We start from the raw sequence: 17,792 nt of genomic DNA, 5'->3' as shown, positions 1-17,792 counted from the left end.
GCGCGAACGTCGGTATACGGAATGCTGTCAGTATTCGCAGCGATGGCGGGCGTCAACGCGCCCGTCATGTAGATACAACTTGTGACCGTGTAGTTCTTTGTACCGGGTGTATTCCACGCGGTGCGAACGCTCATCGGCGTGATGTCACTCGTGGCGCCGTTGGCGATCATCGTCGCGGGGGCGATGCTCACAGCCACCGTCAGCGAATCCGCGGCCCGAACCGTCGCGGCGCACAGCAACAACAAAACGAGTGCAACCCGGCGCATCAAGCGAAGGCGAATGGTCAGGCGCATCTGCGCAGTGCTCTCACTCGCGACTAACGTGTTGTCACGAACTTGCCGATTCATGATGTGAGTACTTAGGGCCTTTGTTCTTTGAGTAAATGGCCGTGACGCAAGGAAGACCAGAATCGTATCGCGCCTGTTCGATGCAGGTTCGGAGCGATTCTTCGGACAACTAGCCAAGGGGAGAGCAGGGGCTAGTCCAGCTTTTGTCATGCAACACGGCAGTTATATCCTGCTGAAGAGCACGAGCCAAGAGAACGAAAGTAAGTCTCAGCGGTCACCTGCGAACAAGTTGGGGGCGTGGCGATTCGGCCCGGAGCTCTGCGGGTCACAAAGCGCTATGCGAAGGACGGCTCTGGACGGGAGATTCGAAAGAACGGCGGAGTTGCCAAGTACAGCCAGTTTTCACGTCAGCTAACACTTTGGTGCCAGGCACGGATGCTGTTTACGATGCAGATGCCCCGGTATTCGCCGTAAGAGGAGCGGGCAATTCCTCAGCAACCGCCGCAGGAATGAAAACGGAAAAACAGGTGCCGTGATGTTTTCCTGCGCTACTGCGCAGCCGTATGGAACCTCGATGTTTGCTGACAATCCCCTGCGTGACCCAAAGGCCGAGCCCGGTTCCCTTCTGACCCTTGGTAGTGAAGAAGGGCTCAAAAACCCGGTCGCGGTACTGAACTGGAATTCCGGGGCCATTGTCCGCGATGGCGATGCGTGCGCCGGAGCACGAAGATTGGCTCCAGTCAATAGAGTCAGAGACGCGCAGAACGATTCTGCCGCCGCGACCGAGGGCATCGATGGCGTTTACTAGCAGATTCGAAACTACCTGCCGCATTTCTCCCGGAAATGCGGTTATGCATCCGTCTGAGTCGAAGCGCGTTTCAATAGTGATTTTCGACTGTTGGGCGCGATGCGCATAGAACTCGATCACGCTCTCGACAACCTCGCGGAGGCAAAGAGGGATGGGTTGCGACGATTCCCGGTAGAAGGCGAGTGTTTGTTTGGAGATATGTGAGACACGGGTAAGTTCGTGCGCGGAAATTTCCACGTACTTGCGGGCCTCCTCATCGAGGCTCGGATGCCGCTGCAACAGATAGTTCAGGTTCGTAATGGCCTCAAGCGGGTTGTTGATCTCGTGCGCCATTACGGCGGCAATACGCCCGGCAGCAGCTAGTTTCTCCGTGGAACGAAGAACCTCTTCGGAGCGTTTGGCAGCAGTGATGTCGCGAGCAATCGTGGACGCTCCGGCGATGCGGCCATAAACATCGCGAATAGGCGAAATGCTGAGCGAAGCCCAAAACTCTTCCCCCGACTTTCGACGCCGGATGGTTTCGAAGTGGTCTATACGTTCGCCGTTTCGAAGGCGATTGAAGATGCTGTCGAATTCAGGGCGATGGTCCGGAGAACTGAGCATAGATATGTGCTTGCCGACAACCTCATCCGGCGTGTAGCCATACATACGCTCCGCACCGGCATTCCAACTTACGATGATACCTTCAAGCGTTTTACCGATGATGGCGTCCTGCGAAGACTCGACAATTGAGGCAAGGCGCTGGGTGTTTTGCTCCGCTTCGTTGCGCTCTCGGACATCGCGAAATACAAGCACCACGCCAATGATCTTTTTTTGCGAGTTGCGGATGGGAGCGCCGCTGTCATCAATCGGCGTCTCTGTTCCATCGCGCGAAATTAGAACCGTATGGTTCGCTAAATTGACCACGCCGTTGATTTGCAGAACCTTGACGACCGGATTCTCTACAGGCTCGTGGGTCAGTTGGTTAACCACAGCGAAAACCCGTGTGAGCGATTTACCAAACGCATCTGCGATAGGCCAGCCCGTGAGGCGCTCCGCAACAGGGTTCATGAAGGTGATGTCGCCATGAACATCTGTGGCGATGACGGCATCGCCGATGCTGTTCAGCGTGGTTGAAAACCACTCACGACGTTCGTCGACATCGCGCAACGCTTCGAGACGTTGTTGATCGAGCTGGTCCAGCACTCGCGCCATGTTCAAGAGGATCACGGAGAAGAACACGACGCTTAACGAAATCAGGGCAGCCGCACTGAATTCAGGATCAACATGACGCGAGCGTACACTCACGGCGTGAATCCAGCCGAGCACAATGACACCGGTCACCGCGTATGTGAGCAGGCGGCGAGTGACGATGCCAGCCGTGTACGGGCTCAGAACGATTCGGCAGAAACGTGATTGAGGGCGCGCCAGCAACACTCCCACAGCCAGAACGAGGAGGCCGAAAGCTGTGTGCGGCGAAAGGTCGACGACGGAACCGAAACCATAAAGCGAAGGCACAGCGTAGAGGTATCCGAGCAATCCCATCGTGCCGATGAAGCCGGACATCGCTGCGAAGTATTCAGAAAAGGAGTTCGCGTCGGGCCGGTGCTCGATAGCAAGCAGCGACAGGCCAAGAAGGAGGAAAGCCAAGGCCGTGTTCGGAGCCATACGCCCGATCGGCATCTGCAACGGCCACTCCTTCATGATTGCTAAGAACAAACGATCAAGTTTGAGGTCACTCCCTGTGAAGTACTGGATGAGAGTGAGCAACCCCACAACTGCGACGATTGCCGACAACACGCGCGCAACCCAACGCAGCCGGCCAGGCTGTCCGTCGCCGTAAATGTAGAGGGCGATACCGCTGAACAGGAAACAGACAGCGGAGTTGGGAACTATTATCCGCGAGCTAAACAGTGTCTGAAGGCGGGGTATATTCCAGATCCAGCCGATAAAAACGATGCTACCCACAGCACAGCTTAGAACTGCTGAAAGTCCGGCCAGGAGCCCGGGCAGGCGCTCGAGTTGTTCGCGACGCTTGGGCATGGAGAACACGGTAGAGCGCTTGAGAATATCCTTCGCAGGCTTGCGCTCACAATCCAGAGAAGTTACTCATGATATTCCCCGCGCCAGCGTAGGCGCAAGAGCAGCGGACCCCGTTGAGTGTGATTCAGAATGCAGCATCTTTACTGCCTACCTAGGAGATTTGTTCAGCTTTCGAGCTACCAGGAAGGTTCCGCCGCATCGAATTTTCGGTGCTGCAATAGGCGAAGCCGCGCTAGGCGGCCGGCCGTTTTTCTATGCGAGTCGGAGAACTGCCTTCCTCGGATTGGCTGGCCGTTTGCCCTCGTCCCCTAGCAGCCTGATCACCGCGAGCGGCTGCGGCATGCTCGATCTCTGCATTGATCTCTCCGCCCACGAGGATGGAAAGCCCCGTAACGTAGAACCAGAGCATGAGGATGATGACCGCACCCAGCGATCCGTAGGTGGCACTGTAGTTGTTGAAGAAGTTCAGGTAAACCTTGAAGCCGAAGGACGCCACCAACCAGAGAGTTACTCCGATAAAGGCGCCCGGAGTGATCCAGTACCACTTCTGCTGTTTGACGTTAGGTGCCCAATAGTAGACGAGCGCAAAAGCGGCCAGCAGCGCGAACAGGACTAATGGCCACTGCACAACGAACCAGGCGATCGAGAAGGCGCTGCCCATGTGCAGCAGTCCACCTACGAAGTTGGCGATCTTGCCTCCATAGAGCACCAGAGTAAGCGCCGAAATCACTAGAACAGAAAGCGCGATGGTAAGGCCAAGCGCTATGCCCCGGACCTTCCAAAATGGACGGCTCTCTTTCAGATCGTACGCGACGTTGAGCGTGCTCATGATTGCCGTGATTCCGGCCGAGGCTGACCAGAGCGCAGCAAGGATGCCAAACGAGAGTTTTCCGCCGCCACTGTTTTGTGCAGTTTGATCGACCGTCTGCTGGACCAGACCGGAAGCGGAACCGGGAAGAACCTTGCCGAGATATTCCATAAGATTACCGCGCAACTCGGTGCCGGGGCCGGCGGCCATTCCGAGCATGGATACCAGGAACAGCATCATTGGGAAGAGTGCCAGGAGGAAATAATAGGAGAGAGCGGCGGATCGGCCGAATACATCGTCTTCATTCATTTCGCCCCAAATGCGCTTGCCAAGTTCCTTCCACGTAAGGCCACCGAGCTTCCAGGCTGATTCTGCTGCCACAAATTCCTCCAATGCGTTCGCTGGTCTGTAGAGGTTGCTTTGGTTAGACAAGGCGCTTCGAACGGATGTTGCTACCGGCTGTCGATTGCGCAGCTAACCTTTGTTGTCTATGCTTCGGCAACCAGTCGGCCCGGAAGTATCCAATGAACCGTTCGACTTCGCCCACTCCGGTCAGAAACACCGGACTGGACTATCTCCCGAAGTCTGCCTTCGGATGTCTGATGTCCAAGGCCTGAAGTCTGCCGTCTGCCGGCTTGTGTGAGGAAAATCACAAGTGCGAGTGACAGCAATCCTCGTTTGGAGCCGGAACGCAAGCTTAGGCTGGCATTGGGTGGACCGCTTCTCCAGCGCGTACACTGTTTTTCCCAGTTGATAAGGGTGGAGAGTGGCAGAGAGCACATCCCCAGCCGTTTGCGCCGTTCTGTCGAATGAGTTGCCGCAGCCTGGCGACAAGGAATTGTTACGGCTGAAAGTGGTGATTCGAGGCGCGGTGCAGGGTGTCGGCTTTCGCCCGTTCATCTATCGGCTTGCGACAGAAATGCGACTGCCGGGCTGGGTGAGTAACACCTCCGAGGGCGTGTTCATCGAGGTGGAAGGCGCGCGGGAGACGTTGCAACAATTCCTCTTTCGCATCGAGCGCGAAAAACCCGCCATATCTTATATTCAAAGTCTCGATAGCAGCTTTGCGGACCCGCTCGGGTTCACGTCCTTCGAGATCAAAGAGAGCATGAAGGGCGCAAAGACGGCCATCGTGCTGCCCGACATCGCGACCTGCCCGGACTGCCTTCGTGAAGTGAATAACGAGCGCGACCGGCGCTATCGATATCCGTTTACGAACTGCACGAACTGCGGGCCGAGATTCACGATTATCGAGTCGCTGCCCTACGATCGTCCGGCGACAACGATGAGGAAGTTCAAGATGTGCGCCGAGTGCGAGGCGGAGTATAAGGACCCGCTTGACCGGCGTTTCCATGCGCAGCCGAATGCGTGTCCAAAGTGCGGCCCGCACCTGGAACTATGGTCAGCATCGGGCGAGGTGCTGGGCGTGCATGACGACGCGCTGCGAGCGGCCGCCGTGACAATTCGCGAGGGACGCATTGTCGCCGTGAAAGGCCTCGGCGGATTCCATTTATTGGTGGATGCGCGGAACGAGTCGGCGGTTTGGGAGTTGCGGGGGCGCAAGCAGCGGGAGGAAAAGCCCTTCGCCGTAATGTATCCGACGCTGGAAAGCGTGAAGGCCGCATGTGAAGTGAACGAACTGGAGAAGCGACTGCTGCGCTCGCCGGAATCGCCAATTGTGCTGTTACAACGGAAACCAAACGGGGACGGACTGGCAGATGGAATTGCGCCCGGCAACCCGTATCTCGGTGTAATGCTTCCCTACACGCCGCTACACCATCTGTTGATGTCGGAACTCGGATTTCCCGTCGTGGCCACGAGCGGCAATCTGTCCGACGAGCCGATCTGCACGGATGAACATGAGGCGCTCAGGCGACTGAGCGGAATTGCGGACTTCTTCTTGGTGCATAATCGGCCCATCCTGCGGCATGTAGATGATTCGATTGCGCGAATCGTACTGGACCGCGAACTGGTGCAGCGGCGTGCCAGAGGATTCGCGCCGCTGCCGGTGAAGTTAGACGAGGACGCTCCGGCGATTCTGGCGGTGGGCGCGCACCAAAAGAACACGGTCGCCAGCTCCGTTGGACAGCAGGTGTTTGTGAGTCAGCACATCGGCGACCTGGAAACAACGCAGGCGTATGAGGCCTTCGGGCGCGTCATAACGAGCTTTGAAAAACTCTACGAGTTCACGCCCCAGGCAGTTGCTTGCGACCTGCACCCGAACTACTTGTCCACTCGTTACGCTCGCGGGGCAGATGCACGCGTCATCGGCGTCCAACACCACTACGCACATGTCCTGGCCTGCATGGCTGAGAACAACGTTGCAGCGCCGGTGCTTGGAGTTTCCTGGGATGGCAGCGGTTATGGGCCCGACGGAACGGTTTGGGGCGGCGAGTTCCTGGCCATCCACAACCTGGGTTACAAGCGTGCAGCGCACCTGAGGACGTTTCGACTGCCCGGCAGCGAAAAGGCTGTGAAGGAGCCGCGTCGCACAGCGCTCGGATTGTTGTACGAAATGTTCGGCGAATCGGCTTTCGAGCGCGATGATCTTCCGCCGGTGCGGGCGCTTTCGTCAGAAGAAAAGAAAGTTCTGCGGTCGATGCTCGCTCGCGGCGTGAACAGTCCGCTGACGTCGAGCGCTGGAAGGTTATTCGATGCAGTGGCGTCGTTGCTGGACCTTCGGCAAACCGTGCGCTTCGAGGGACAGGGCGCTACCGAGTTAGAGTTCCGCGCAACGGAGGCGGACGAGTCTGACGAGCATTATCTCGTTCGGCTGCAAGGCGCTGACCCTATCGTCGTAGACTGGGCGCCGATGGTGCTGAGTATCCTGTCTGATATTGAAAGCGGTGTGTCGAAATCGGTGATTGCGCGGAAGTTCCACAACACCATGGTAGAGGTAATGGTGTTGGTCGCGCAGAAGGTCGGGATGGAGTGCGTGGCGCTTAGCGGCGGATGTTTTCAAAACAAGTTGCTGACGGAGCGCGCCGTGACACGGCTTCAGCAAGCTGGATTCAGGGTTTACTGGCATCAGCGCATTCCGCCGAATGATGGCGGCATTGCGGTAGGACAGGTAATGGCGGCAATTCGCGAACTGAAGAACGGCGAGAAGGAGTAGGCACATGTGCCTTGCAGTACCAGGGAAGATCATGAGTACGACCGGCGATGACCTCTCGCGTTCGGCGCGCGTGAACTTTGGCGGGATCGTAAAAGAGGTGAACCTCGCTTACGTGCCCGAGGCCGAAGTGGGCGATTACGTTGTGGTGCACGTTGGCTTCGCGATCAGCAAACTGGACGAAGCCGAAGCAAATCGCGTCTTCGAGTACCTGAAGGAAATGGGCGAACTCGCAGAATTCGACGATGGGGAGATGTCGTCGTGAAATTTGTTACGGAATACAGGGATGCGGCGGCAGCAGCCGAGTACGCGGCGGCGATAACACGGGTGACGACACGGCCGTGGACGATCATGGAAATCTGCGGTGGGCAGACACATTCGATCGTGAAGTTCGGCATTGACGAACTGCTGCCGAAGAAAATCACGCTGGTACACGGGCCGGGATGCCCAGTGTGCGTGACGCCTCTGGAACTGATCGACAAAGCGATCGCTATCGCGGGGCGGCCAGAGGTTATCTTCTGCTCCTTTGGAGACATGCTGCGCGTTCCTGGAAGCGAACGCGATCTGTTCGAAGTGAAGGCGCGTGGCGGCGATGTGCGCATTCTCTATTCGCCTATGGATGCGCTGAAGATCGCGAAAGAAAATCCGGACAAGCAGGTAGTCTTCTTCGCCGTGGGCTTTGAGACAACCGCTCCAGCTCATGCGATGGCCGTGCACCAGGCGAAGCAGGAGGGCATTAAGAACTTCTCGATCCTGGTGTCGCACGTGCTGGTCCCGCCTGCCATGGAAGCGATCCTGGGGTCGCCAGAGAATCGCGTGCAGGGCTTCCTGGCGGCTGGACACGTTTGTACCGTCATGGGGTTCGAAGAGTACTACCCGATTGCGGCCAAGTACAAAGCGCCTATCGTGGTGACGGGCTTCGAGCCGCTGGACATTCTGCAAGGGATCCTGATGTGCGTCACGCAACTCGAAGAGGGCCGCGCCGAGGTCGAGAACCAGTACACGCGCTCTGTAAGGCGGCAGGGAAATCGCGGGGCACAGGAGTTGATTGGTAAAGTGTTCCGGGTCGTGGCGCGCAAGTGGCGCGGTGTTGGCGAAATCCCCGCGAGCGGACTGGGGCTGCGTCCTGAGTTTGCAGAATACGATGCGGAATTGAAGTTTGGATTAACGGAGTACACCGCCGAAGAGAGTTCCGAATGCATCAGCGGCGAAGTGCTGTGCGGCGTGAAGAAACCGGCGGAGTGCCCTGCCTTCGGCGTCATATGTACGCCGGAAAAACCGCTGGGCGCGCCGATGGTATCGAACGAAGGCGCGTGCGCTGCGTACTACCGTTACCGGCGCATGGAAGTGCAGTCCAAGGCCGCAGGGAAGGTATAGAAGATGTCGGCTCCTAAAGAGTTCAGTTTGAGTTGTCCCATTTCGATCAGCGATTATCCAACAATCACGCTTGCGCACGGCGGCGGTGGAAAGCTGATGCATAACCTGATCGAGAAGATGATCCTGCCGGCATTCTCAAGCCCCTTGGCGGAACCGCACCACGACGGTGCCGTGTTCAACGTTGGAGATGCGCGGTTGGCATTCACCACGGACTCTTATGTAGTGCGGCCACTTTTCTTCCCCGGTGGAGATATCGGAAGCCTTGCGGTCAACGGAACCGTGAACGACCTTGCGATGTGCGGTGCGCGTCCTCTCTACCTGAGTTGCGGGCTCATCCTGGAAGAAGGTCTCCCTATGGAGACGCTGTGGAGCGTGGTGCAGAGTTTGAAGCACACGGCGGAAGCGGCGGGCGTGCAACTCGTGACCGGCGACACGAAGGTCGTTGATAAGGGCAAGGGCGACGGAGTGTTCATCAACACGGCCGGCATTGGCGTGATTGAGCACAAGCTGACGATTGCGCCATCGGCTGTGCGCGCTGGAGACGCCGTGCTGGTGAGCGGCGACATCGGGCGGCACGGCATCGCGATCATGGCGGTGCGCGAGGGATTGGAATTCGAGAGCACGATTGAAAGCGATTGCGCACCCGTGTCGGGAACGGTGATGAAGCTGATCGAGAGCGGCATTGATGTGCACTGCCTCCGCGACCTGACGCGCGGTGGGCTTGGCACGACGCTGATCGAGATCGCCGAGTCGTCCGCCCGTGATATTTCGATTGAGGAGACAAAGATCGCGGTGCGCGAAGATGTAGGTGGCGCATGCGAGTTGTTGGGCTTTGACCCGTTGTATCTTGCCAACGAAGGACGGTTCGTTGTCTTCGTTCCGCAAGACGAGGCGGAGCAGGCTTTGAACGTGCTGCGCAATGCGCGAGATGGTGAAGGCGCTGCACAGATCGGTCGCGTGACCGAGGGCAGTTCCGGTTTTGTTAGCATGCGCAGCCGCATAGGCACAACCCGCATTGTTGACATGTTGAGCGGAGAACAGCTACCCCGGATTTGTTAAGTTTCGATGCCAGATTCAGGAAATACCACATCTCGACGTGAGCCCCATCACATCGGCGTTTTTCGTGTCCGCGTAAACTGATATGTGTTGGTACTGATCCGACAGTCCCGTTCAGAGTAAGCCGATGTTCGAGTAGCTCTGCGCGCGGGAAAGGCTTCCGCGTGAATAACCGAGTCCATTGCGTTTACCTGCCGCACACGGCCGTCCGGTTGAATGTGTGCCGCCTTTATTCCTGTTTATTTCCAGACGTTCCGGTTCTGCGCATGCAGCAGCAAGTGCAGCATCCATCGTGTGCTCGCGCACGCGGTGTGGTGCACCTGCCACTGCATCATGCCTCTCTTCGCGAGAGCGAGCATGGTTCCGGGCGGTCTGAATCATAAGGAGATACGAATGCAGGGGTTCCAAGCCAAAGCTTCGCCACCGTCTGACGATCGTCGTTGGAAGATTGTCGAAGGGGCTATGCGGCGGCACGGCCATGAGTCAAGTTCCCTGATCGAAGTGCTTCATACGGTGCAGGAGACGTTTGGTTTCCTTACGGATGACGCGCTTCGCTATGTTGCCGTCGCATTGCGGGTTCCATACAGCAAGGTTTACGGCGTTGCCACCTTCTATCACTTCTTCAGCCTGAAGCCACCCGGCGAACACACGTGCGTGGTGTGCACGGGCACAGCCTGTTACATCAAGGGCGCACAGAGCCTCTTAAACGCCGTCGATGAGATTGCCGGCATTAAGGCGGGAGAGACCACGAAGGACGGAAAGTTGTCGCTGCTTACGGCGCGCTGCCTCGGTGCTTGCGGTTTGGCGCCGGCCATCGTTTACGACGGCGAAGTCGGCGGCAAGGCAACTGCCGATAGCGTTAAGGAACGCGTCCGCACGTACATGCAAAGCGAAACCGTCGCAACGGGAGTGGGCGCATGAACCAGGAAGACTTAAAAGAAATCGCGGAAAAACAGAAGGAAGCGAATGCTCCCTTCGAGCACAACATCCACGTGTGCGTTGCCGCCAGTTGTCTTTCTTCGCATAGCGACCAGGTAATGACCGCGCTGGATCAGGAAGTGAAAAAGCGCGGCCTGGAACAGTGTTGCAAGGTGAAGGGCGTGGGCTGCATGGGTCTGTGTGCGGCGGGCCCGCTGGTCTCCTCCGGCAACAACGAAAAGATGTTTCAGAACGTAACCGCGATGGATGCGGCGGCGATAGTGGACAACGTAGTAGACGAGAAGCCAGCCCCTGCGGCGATCGTGCTGGATAGCAAGCTGCCCTTCTTCAGAGGTCAGAAGAAGATTGTGCTGGAGAACTGTGGCGAGATCGATCCAGAGAAAATCGAGGACTACATCGCCGTCGGCGGATACGAGGCGCTCTTCCATGCATTGACGTCGATGACGCCGGCGCAGGTGATCGAGCAGATCTCGAAGAGCGGTCTGCGCGGCCGCGGCGGGGCGGGTTTTCCTACCGGACTGAAGTGGAGCACGGTTGCGAAAGCGCCGGGCACCAAGGGCAAGTACGTCATCTGCAACGCGGATGAAGGCGATCCTGGCGCGTTCATGGATCGCAGCGTTCTGGAAAGCGATCCACACCGTATCCTCGAAGGCATGGCAATCGCGGCGTATGCCGTGGGCGCCAACAAGGGTTACATCTACTGCCGTGCGGAATATCCGCTGGCTGTGAAGCGACTGAAGGATGCGATCAAGCAGGCGGAGAAGCTGGGCGTACTCGGCAACGAAGTCTGCGACACTCGCTTCAGCTTCCGCGTGGAAGTGCGGCTCGGAGCCGGAGCATTCGTCTGCGGCGAGGAAACCGCGCTGATAGCCTCGATCGAAGGCAATCGCGGAACCCCGCGGCCACGGCCTCCGTTCCCGGCCCAATCGGGCTTGTGGGGCACGCCAACACTGATCAACAACGTGGAAACCTTCGCCAACATCGCACCCATCGTGAGGAACGGCGGCGACTGGTTTGCGGGCATAGGCACGGAGAAGAGCAAGGGCACAAAGGTTTTCGCGCTCGCCGGGCGGGTAACCAACACGGGACTGATCGAAGTGCCAATGGGAGTATCGCTGCGGGAGATCGTTTACAAGCTCGGTGGCGGCATCCCGGATGGACGGAAGTTTAAGGCCGTGCAGACGGGCGGTCCGTCGGGCGGTTGCATTCCCGAACAATACCTCGACATGGCGGTGGATTACGAATCGCTGGCGAGTGTGGGCTCCATCATGGGGTCGGGCGGCATGATCGTGATGGACGACAGCTCCTGCATGGTGGACGTGGCGAAATACTTCATGGACTTCTGCATGTCGGAGTCGTGCGGGAAGTGTGTGCCCTGCCGGGTTGGCACGGCGCACATGTACGACCTCCTGGCGAAGATCACCAATGGCACAGCTTCGCAAGAAGACCTGGCAATGCTGGAACGGATCGCGGAGGTGGTGAAGTTCACCAGCCTGTGCGGGCTGGGACAGACGTCGCCGAACCCGGTCTTCAGCACGCTTCGCTACTTCCGTGATGAGTACCTGAACCACATCGAGCGCAAGAGCTGCGGCGCTGGAGTGTGCAGTCAGCCGAAAGCGGCGGGGGTGGGTGCATGAGTCCAGCCAGTGTGGAGATCAAGACGTTGAAGATCGACGGGCGCGATGTAGGCGCTCGTGAAGACCAGACGATTCTTGAGGTCGCGCTCGAGAACGGTATTTACATTCCGACCTTGTGCCACCTTGAAGGATTGACTGAGATCGGCGCGTGCCGTATCTGCCTCGTCGAGGTAAAGGGTACGCCAAAGCTGCTGCCAGCTTGCGTGACGCGCGTGCAAGAGGGCATGGAAGTGATGGTCAACTCGGAGAGACTGCAGAACTACAGAAAAGTAATCGTAGAGCTTCTGTTTTCCGAGCGTAACCACATCTGTTCGGTGTGCGTCAGCAATGGCCACTGCGACCTGCAAAGCATGGCGCAGAAGCTGGGCATCACGCATATTTCGGTACCCTATCGTCATCCGCATATGCCGGTGGACGCCTCGCATGAGCGCTACATCAACGACCACAACCGCTGCATCCTGTGCACGCGTTGCGTGCGCGTGTGCCACGAAATTGAAGGTGCGCACACGTGGGATGTGACCGGACGCGGATCGCAGGCGAAGGTGATCACCGACCTGAATACGGCCTGGGGCGAATCCGATACATGCACATCCTGCGGCAAGTGCGTGCAGGTGTGCCCAACCGGCGCTCTCTCCGAAAAAGGCAAGTCCGTGTCGGAGATGTCGAAACGCAGGCAGTTCCTGCCTTACCTGACGCTGATGCGGGAGGGACGTCCATGAGCAAAGTGAAAGTTGCAACGGTATGGCTGGACGGCTGCTCGGGTTGTCATATGTCACTACTGGACATCGACGAGCGGTTGATTGCATTGGCGGAAAAAATCGACCTTCTTTACGGTCCGCTGGTGGATGCGAAAGTATTTCCCGAGTGGGTTGATGTGACTCTGGTGGAAGGCGCGGTGAGCAGCGAAGAGGACCTGGCAAAGATCCGGAAAATCCGGGCACATACCAAGATCCTAATCTCGCTCGGCGACTGCGCGGTGACGGGGAATGTGCCGTCGATGCGCGACGTATTCACCGTTGATGAAGTCCTGAACCGCACTTACGTCGAGAACTCCGACCTGAAGCAGTTGGCGCCGGAGAGCGTTGTGCCGAAGCTGCTGAACAAAGTACGCCCGGTTCACGAGTTCGTGAACGTGGACATCTTTGTACCAGGCTGTCCGCCTTCGGCCGACAACATTTTCTACGTCCTCTCAGAGTTGCTGGAGGGTCGGATGCCGGACCTGGCAATGACGGCCCGCTTCGGCGCATAGGAGCCACCATGCAGAAGATCACGATCGAACCAGTCACACGCATTGAAGGGCACGCAAAAATCACCTTGCATGTCGATGACTCAGGCAACGTGCAGGACGCGCGTTTCCACGTAACGCAGGTACGCGGCTTCGAGAAGATATGCGAAGGACGTCCCTTCACCGAGATGCCGGCCTTGATGGCGCGCATCTGCGGCATCTGCCCGGTGAGCCACCTGATTGCATCCGCGAAAGCATGCGACGCGATCTTAGCCGTCCGAATTCCGGAGACGGCGCAGAAGTTGCGCCGCATCATGAACCTGGCTCAGATCGTGCAATCGCACGCACTGAGCTTCTTCCATCTATCCTCGCCGGACCTGTTGCTGGGCATGGAAAGCGATCCAGCGAAACGCAACATCCTTGGCGTACTCGCGGCGAATCCGCAGATGGCCCGCGATGGCATACGGCTGCGCCAATTCGGACAGCAGATCATCGAGTGCCTAGGCGGCAAGCGCATACATCCGGGCTGGATCGTGCCGGGCGGCGTAAGCGAACCGCTGACGCAGGAGCGCCGTGACCAGATCATGGCGATGCTGCCGGAAGCATTGGCGATCTCGCATCGGACGTTGACGTGGTTCAAGAGCCAGATCGAGAGCTTCCGGAAAGAAATTCGTACATTCGCAAATTTCCCGACGCTCTTCATGGGCCTCGCGAACGAAGAAGGCGAACTGGCGCTCTACAAGGGCTGGATACGGTTCATTGACGCGGAAGGCAACATCATTGCCGACCACATTAACGGTCCGGAATACCAGAACTACATCGGGGAATGCGGCGAGCCGGATTCATACCTCAAGTCCACCTATTACAAGCCAATGGGCTACCCGGAGGGCATCTACCGTGTGGGTCCGCTGGCACGGTTGAATCTGTGCAAGCGTATCGGCACCCCTCGCGCCGATGAAGAGTTCGCGGAATTCCGCGAGCTGGAACGGCACACGGTCCTGAGTTCGTTCTACTACCACTACGCGCGGCTGATCGAAATACTGTTCGCAGTGGAGCGGATCGATCAACTGCTGCACGACCCGGAAATCCTGAGCAAACACGTTCGCGCGTTCGCCGGTCCGAACAACTACGAAGGAGTTGGAGGGTCGGAAGCACCACGTGGCACGTTGATACATCATTACAAAATCGACGAGAACGGTTTGATCACTTCGGCAAACCTGGTGATCGCGACCGGACACAACAACCTCGCCATCAACAAGGGCGTGCTGCAGGTGGCCAAGCATTTCGTGAAAGGCGCCAAGCTGCAGGAAGGCATGCTGAATCGGGTTGAGGCAGTAGTAAGGGCCTTCGATCCGTGCCTCAGTTGCTCGACGCATGCGCTCGGGCAGATGGCCATGCATATCGAGTTGCGCGGCCCCGATGGCGCGCTGCTGGACGCACTAGGGAGGAACTGATGTCAAAGGTGATCGTCATTGGATACGGCAACCCCCTGCGCAGCGATGACAGCTTCGGCTGGCGCGCTACGGAGGAATTGCAGAAGCTCATCAGCAACAACGAAGTTGAGTTCATCGAATGCCAGCAGCTCGGTCCGGAACTGGCAGAGAAGATTTCGCACACGGAGTTAGTGATCTTCATCGACGCATCCACGAACGGTGTCGCGGGCACTATTTCATGCCGTAACATCGAGGCGGCAGAACCGAAATCGGGGAGCCTGACTCATCACATGGACCCTTCCACCCTGCTTACCTGCGCACTGACGCTCTATAAGCAGTGCCCTGAAGCGTTGATGGTGACGGTGACGGGCGAATGCTTCGGGTACGGCAAGAACCTGTCTCAGCCGGTTGCCAAAAGTCTGCCCGGTATTGTGCATCATCTGCACGAAGTGGTTGCGCAGAAGTGCGGCATGGCTGAGGTTGCTCACGCTTAAAACCTGATCAATCGTAAAGTGCAAAGCTCCTTCGCATAACGCGAAGGAGCTTTTTTCATTCATTGCGTCGTGAGAAGCCGGGCGAGACTCGCCAGAACCTCGGACTACTTCTTAGTTCGCGAGGCTTCTGCCACAACTTCCCGCGACAGATCTGCAATCACATCCGCGGGCTTCCACTCGTTTCCGCGATACACGGCCGTGACCTTTCCTTGTGAATCGGTCAGCACGGTTCGGAGCGAATGGACGATTTGCGCGTTCTCCTTCAGATAGCTGAGGCCGAAGAATTCTGCGATGCGGCGCACCTGGTCGGGAGTTCCGCCTGCGAAGGTCCAATGCGTCAGCTTGGGATCAACTTCTCCTGCGTAGCTGGCTGCGTATTGCCGAAGAACCTCGGGCTTATCGAACTCTGGATCGATGCTGATGCTGAGCATCTGCAAATGAGAGTAGAGATCTGGCTGCTGCTGCTTGAGCTGGCTCGCGATCTCCGCGAAGTTGTTGCTCATGCGAATACAGTAATCCGGCAGGGGACAACGCGTGTAGATGAACGTGAGCAGGAGCGGCCTACCGCGGAACTGGTGCATGCGGATGGACTTGCCGTCCTGGCTGACAAGCACGAAGTCGGGGATGATGTCACCAACCTGGGACTCGCGCACCCCCTGTTTAGCTGCGGGTTCTGGTTGGGTTCCTGAATTCTTCTGAATCGATAACTGCTCAAGATAAGCGCCGTCGCGATCGACTACCAGAACCGCGCCGATCTCGTCGCCCGGTTCGAGCACGTTCAGCGCCCATTCGTCCTTCACCTTGAAGGACATGGTCATCGCCTTCATGAAACCGGGAATTTCCTTGTGCGCTACCGTCACCTGCTTCGAGGCCTTCTCGACGGACACGACCTTGCCGAAGATATCGTACTGGCGCGGCTGCGCCTTTGGCTTGCGCGAGCAAGCGACAGAGGTGAGCAGAAGCAGAGTGAGAATCGCGAGGACAGGCAGACAGGCGCGCCGCTTGAACAATTTTTAATTCCCTCCCGCAAGAGTGTACGCCTGTAAAGATATAGACGTTCGCGACGGCTGGGAAGGCTTTACAACCTGAGGTAAGTTCTCGAGCCGCTCGTGTGATCGGAAGTCCTGAAATGCGATGCGCATTTTTTGTCTTCCTTCGCGGAGCGACGTAGTCGCGCAGTAGAAGGACCCCCTACCACCAGCGTGGAGTTCGCAAAAGGGCAATCTTCGATTTTGGGCTTGCGCCCTCGCTCATGAGACAAGATTTGCTGTAGTTCAGCGATTCAGCAGCTCAGCGACTTCTCTTCTCCCGAGCGGCGAACTACAAATTCGCCAAGTAGAATGAGGCAAAAAAAAGGGCACGCAGTGAGCGCGCCCTTCATCAGGAGAGAATCTGAGAGACCGTATTGCCCGTGCTTCTCCTACCAATACTTGAGAGTCATCTTGTCAGCCCATACGTTGTAGTCCGTTTGGGCTCTGTTGCCGTTCAGCTGGAAATGGATTCCGACGGAGCCGTTGCCCGACTTCGCTTGCGGGTAGAAGCTCTTGTTGGGATAGCTCTTTTTGCCGTTGACGGTGATGGAGACGAAGACTGCCTTACCGTTGGAGCGAGCGTATTCAAAGGTGACATGCTGCCAGCTATAGGCCGGGGGACGGTTGCAGGCAATTCCGGTACCTACCCAGCCGCCGTTCTTCGAATCCCATACCCTCCACTCATTCTTGCCCCAGGTGCACTGGGTTGAAAATTTGTACCACTTGTTGTCCTTCGACTGGTTGGCAGCGAACTCCAGGCCCTGCGACGCAGAAGGATTGTTCATGTAGTAGTACATATCGAAAACGAAGTGCGTGGCGGTGGAGTTCGACGACATGCGACGCCACCACAGGCCGTGGGAGAAAGAGGTGGAACCGCCCAGAAAGAACTTAGCCGAATTGCCATCAAGAGAGGGCGATGACTGATTCTGGCTCATCTTGTAGATCGCCTGCTCGCCGCCGCCGGCGCAAGAGGTGCAGCTGCCCCACCCGGACATCTGCTCGATCCTGCTAAACACGGCCGCCGTGCTCGGGACTGTGGTCGAGCCCCCGGTGGAACCAGAGGTGGTGCTTGTTACCTTGGCATACACGGACGAACTGAAGGACGCACCAGAGCTGTCCCACGCCTTTACCGTTATGCGATGGCTGCCAACGGACGCAGATATCTTCGTATCGATCTTGGACGTGGATTTGATTGTGTAAACGCCGTTTCCATCCAAATAAATCTTTATCGCCGTAATCGAGCGCGAGGACGATGCCGAGGCGACGACACGGATCGGCGCGGTGACCGACGAGTTGGAAGCGGGCGAACTGATGGTCACGGTGCCCGCGGACGCGAGGGCGGCAGCGGTCAGCGTGAAGACGACCGCCAGCGAACTGAGCCGGAGTGAAGGAAAATGAAGAAATAGATTGCGAACGAGAACCATCAATACTCCAAACTTTGCGGCGCTGAGTTTCCACCGCTCATGGAATTTCAAAACTGCGTCGAATGCGTCTAGCCTACGGAATTGAGTGCGCGCCAGGAATAGGTGCAAGGCCCTAGTTGACGCAACTTCCATTGCTGAC

At 57.6% G+C, this 17,792-nt stretch carries 15 protein-coding genes; 10 read left to right on the top strand and 5 right to left on the bottom strand.

Annotation, left to right across the window (positions count from 1 at the left end; all coding sequences use genetic code 11):
• The 3 genes from VN622_05535 to VN622_05525 form a co-directional block, all read right to left on the bottom strand.
• Positions 1-347, bottom strand: a 347-nt coding sequence (locus VN622_05535; protein HWR35315.1) for a hypothetical protein, incomplete at its 3' end; no start/stop codon positions are given.
• 382 nt (positions 348-729) lie between these two features.
• The gene (locus VN622_05530; protein ID HWR35314.1) at positions 730-3,042 is read right to left on the bottom strand and encodes a PAS domain S-box protein; all 2,313 of its coding nucleotides are present in this window, start codon (positions 3,040-3,042) and stop codon (positions 730-732) included.
• Between the two features lie 307 nt (positions 3,043-3,349).
• A complete protein-coding gene (locus VN622_05525; GenBank protein ID HWR35313.1) occupies positions 3,350-4,306 on the bottom strand; it encodes a YihY/virulence factor BrkB family protein in 957 nt (318 codons plus the stop codon).
• A gap of 457 nt (positions 4,307-4,763) precedes the next feature.
• Here VN622_05525 and hypF point away from each other — a divergent pair, with 457 nt between their 5' ends.
• The 10 genes from hypF to VN622_05475 all read left to right on the top strand — a co-directional run bounded on the left by hypF (position 4,764) and on the right by VN622_05475 (position 15,198).
• The gene (gene hypF, locus VN622_05520) at positions 4,764-7,040 is read left to right on the top strand and encodes a carbamoyltransferase HypF (protein HWR35312.1); all 2,277 of its coding nucleotides are present in this window, start codon (positions 4,764-4,766) and stop codon (positions 7,038-7,040) included.
• Positions 7,041-7,044: 4 nt separating this feature from the next.
• On the top strand, positions 7,045-7,302 hold the full coding sequence (locus VN622_05515) for a HypC/HybG/HupF family hydrogenase formation chaperone (protein HWR35311.1): 258 nt from the start codon (positions 7,045-7,047) through the stop codon (positions 7,300-7,302).
• The gene (gene hypD / locus VN622_05510; protein ID HWR35310.1) at positions 7,299-8,414 is read left to right on the top strand and encodes a hydrogenase formation protein HypD; all 1,116 of its coding nucleotides are present in this window, start codon (positions 7,299-7,301) and stop codon (positions 8,412-8,414) included. The genes VN622_05515 and hypD overlap by 4 nt, the downstream gene beginning before the upstream one ends.
• A gap of 3 nt (positions 8,415-8,417) precedes the next feature.
• A complete protein-coding gene (gene hypE / locus VN622_05505; GenBank protein ID HWR35309.1) occupies positions 8,418-9,473 on the top strand; it encodes a hydrogenase expression/formation protein HypE in 1,056 nt (351 codons plus the stop codon).
• 390 nt (positions 9,474-9,863) lie between these two features.
• On the top strand, positions 9,864-10,391 hold the full coding sequence (hoxE, locus tag VN622_05500) for a bidirectional hydrogenase complex protein HoxE (GenBank protein ID HWR35308.1): 528 nt from the start codon (positions 9,864-9,866) through the stop codon (positions 10,389-10,391).
• Entirely contained in the window at positions 10,388-12,046 is a 1,659-nt protein-coding gene (nuoF, locus tag VN622_05495) for an NADH-quinone oxidoreductase subunit NuoF (protein ID HWR35307.1), read from the top strand. The genes hoxE and nuoF overlap by 4 nt, the downstream gene beginning before the upstream one ends.
• Complete coding sequence (gene hoxU, locus VN622_05490) at positions 12,043-12,765, top strand: bidirectional hydrogenase complex protein HoxU (protein HWR35306.1); 723 nt, start codon at positions 12,043-12,045, stop codon at positions 12,763-12,765. The genes nuoF and hoxU overlap by 4 nt, the downstream gene beginning before the upstream one ends.
• The gene (locus VN622_05485; GenBank protein ID HWR35305.1) at positions 12,762-13,295 is read left to right on the top strand and encodes an NADP oxidoreductase; all 534 of its coding nucleotides are present in this window, start codon (positions 12,762-12,764) and stop codon (positions 13,293-13,295) included. Before hoxU ends, VN622_05485 begins: the two co-directional genes overlap by 4 nt.
• Before the next feature lie 8 nt (positions 13,296-13,303).
• A complete protein-coding gene (locus tag VN622_05480) occupies positions 13,304-14,725 on the top strand; it encodes a Ni/Fe hydrogenase subunit alpha (GenBank protein ID HWR35304.1) in 1,422 nt (473 codons plus the stop codon).
• Entirely contained in the window at positions 14,725-15,198 is a 474-nt protein-coding gene (locus VN622_05475; GenBank protein ID HWR35303.1) for a hydrogenase maturation protease, read from the top strand. Before VN622_05480 ends, VN622_05475 begins: the two co-directional genes overlap by 1 nt.
• 104 nt (positions 15,199-15,302) lie before the next feature.
• Here VN622_05475 and VN622_05470 read toward each other — a convergent pair whose 3' ends face one another.
• Positions 15,303-16,208 carry an SCO family protein gene (locus tag VN622_05470; protein ID HWR35302.1) on the bottom strand — a complete coding sequence of 302 codons (906 nt, stop codon included), beginning with the start codon at positions 16,206-16,208 and terminating at the stop codon, positions 15,303-15,305.
• A 410-nt stretch (positions 16,209-16,618) separates the two neighbouring features.
• The gene (locus tag VN622_05465) at positions 16,619-17,653 is read right to left on the bottom strand and encodes an Ig-like domain-containing protein (GenBank protein HWR35301.1); all 1,035 of its coding nucleotides are present in this window, start codon (positions 17,651-17,653) and stop codon (positions 16,619-16,621) included.
• Between the last annotated feature and the right edge of the window lie 139 nt (positions 17,654-17,792).

This window comes from Clostridia bacterium, from assembly GCA_035561135.1.
In the GTDB taxonomy this organism is placed as follows: Bacteria; Acidobacteriota; Terriglobia; order Terriglobales; family Acidobacteriaceae; genus DATMYA01.
Note: the sequence above shows the minus strand (reverse complement) of the source record. Positions and strands in the feature narration are given on the sequence as shown.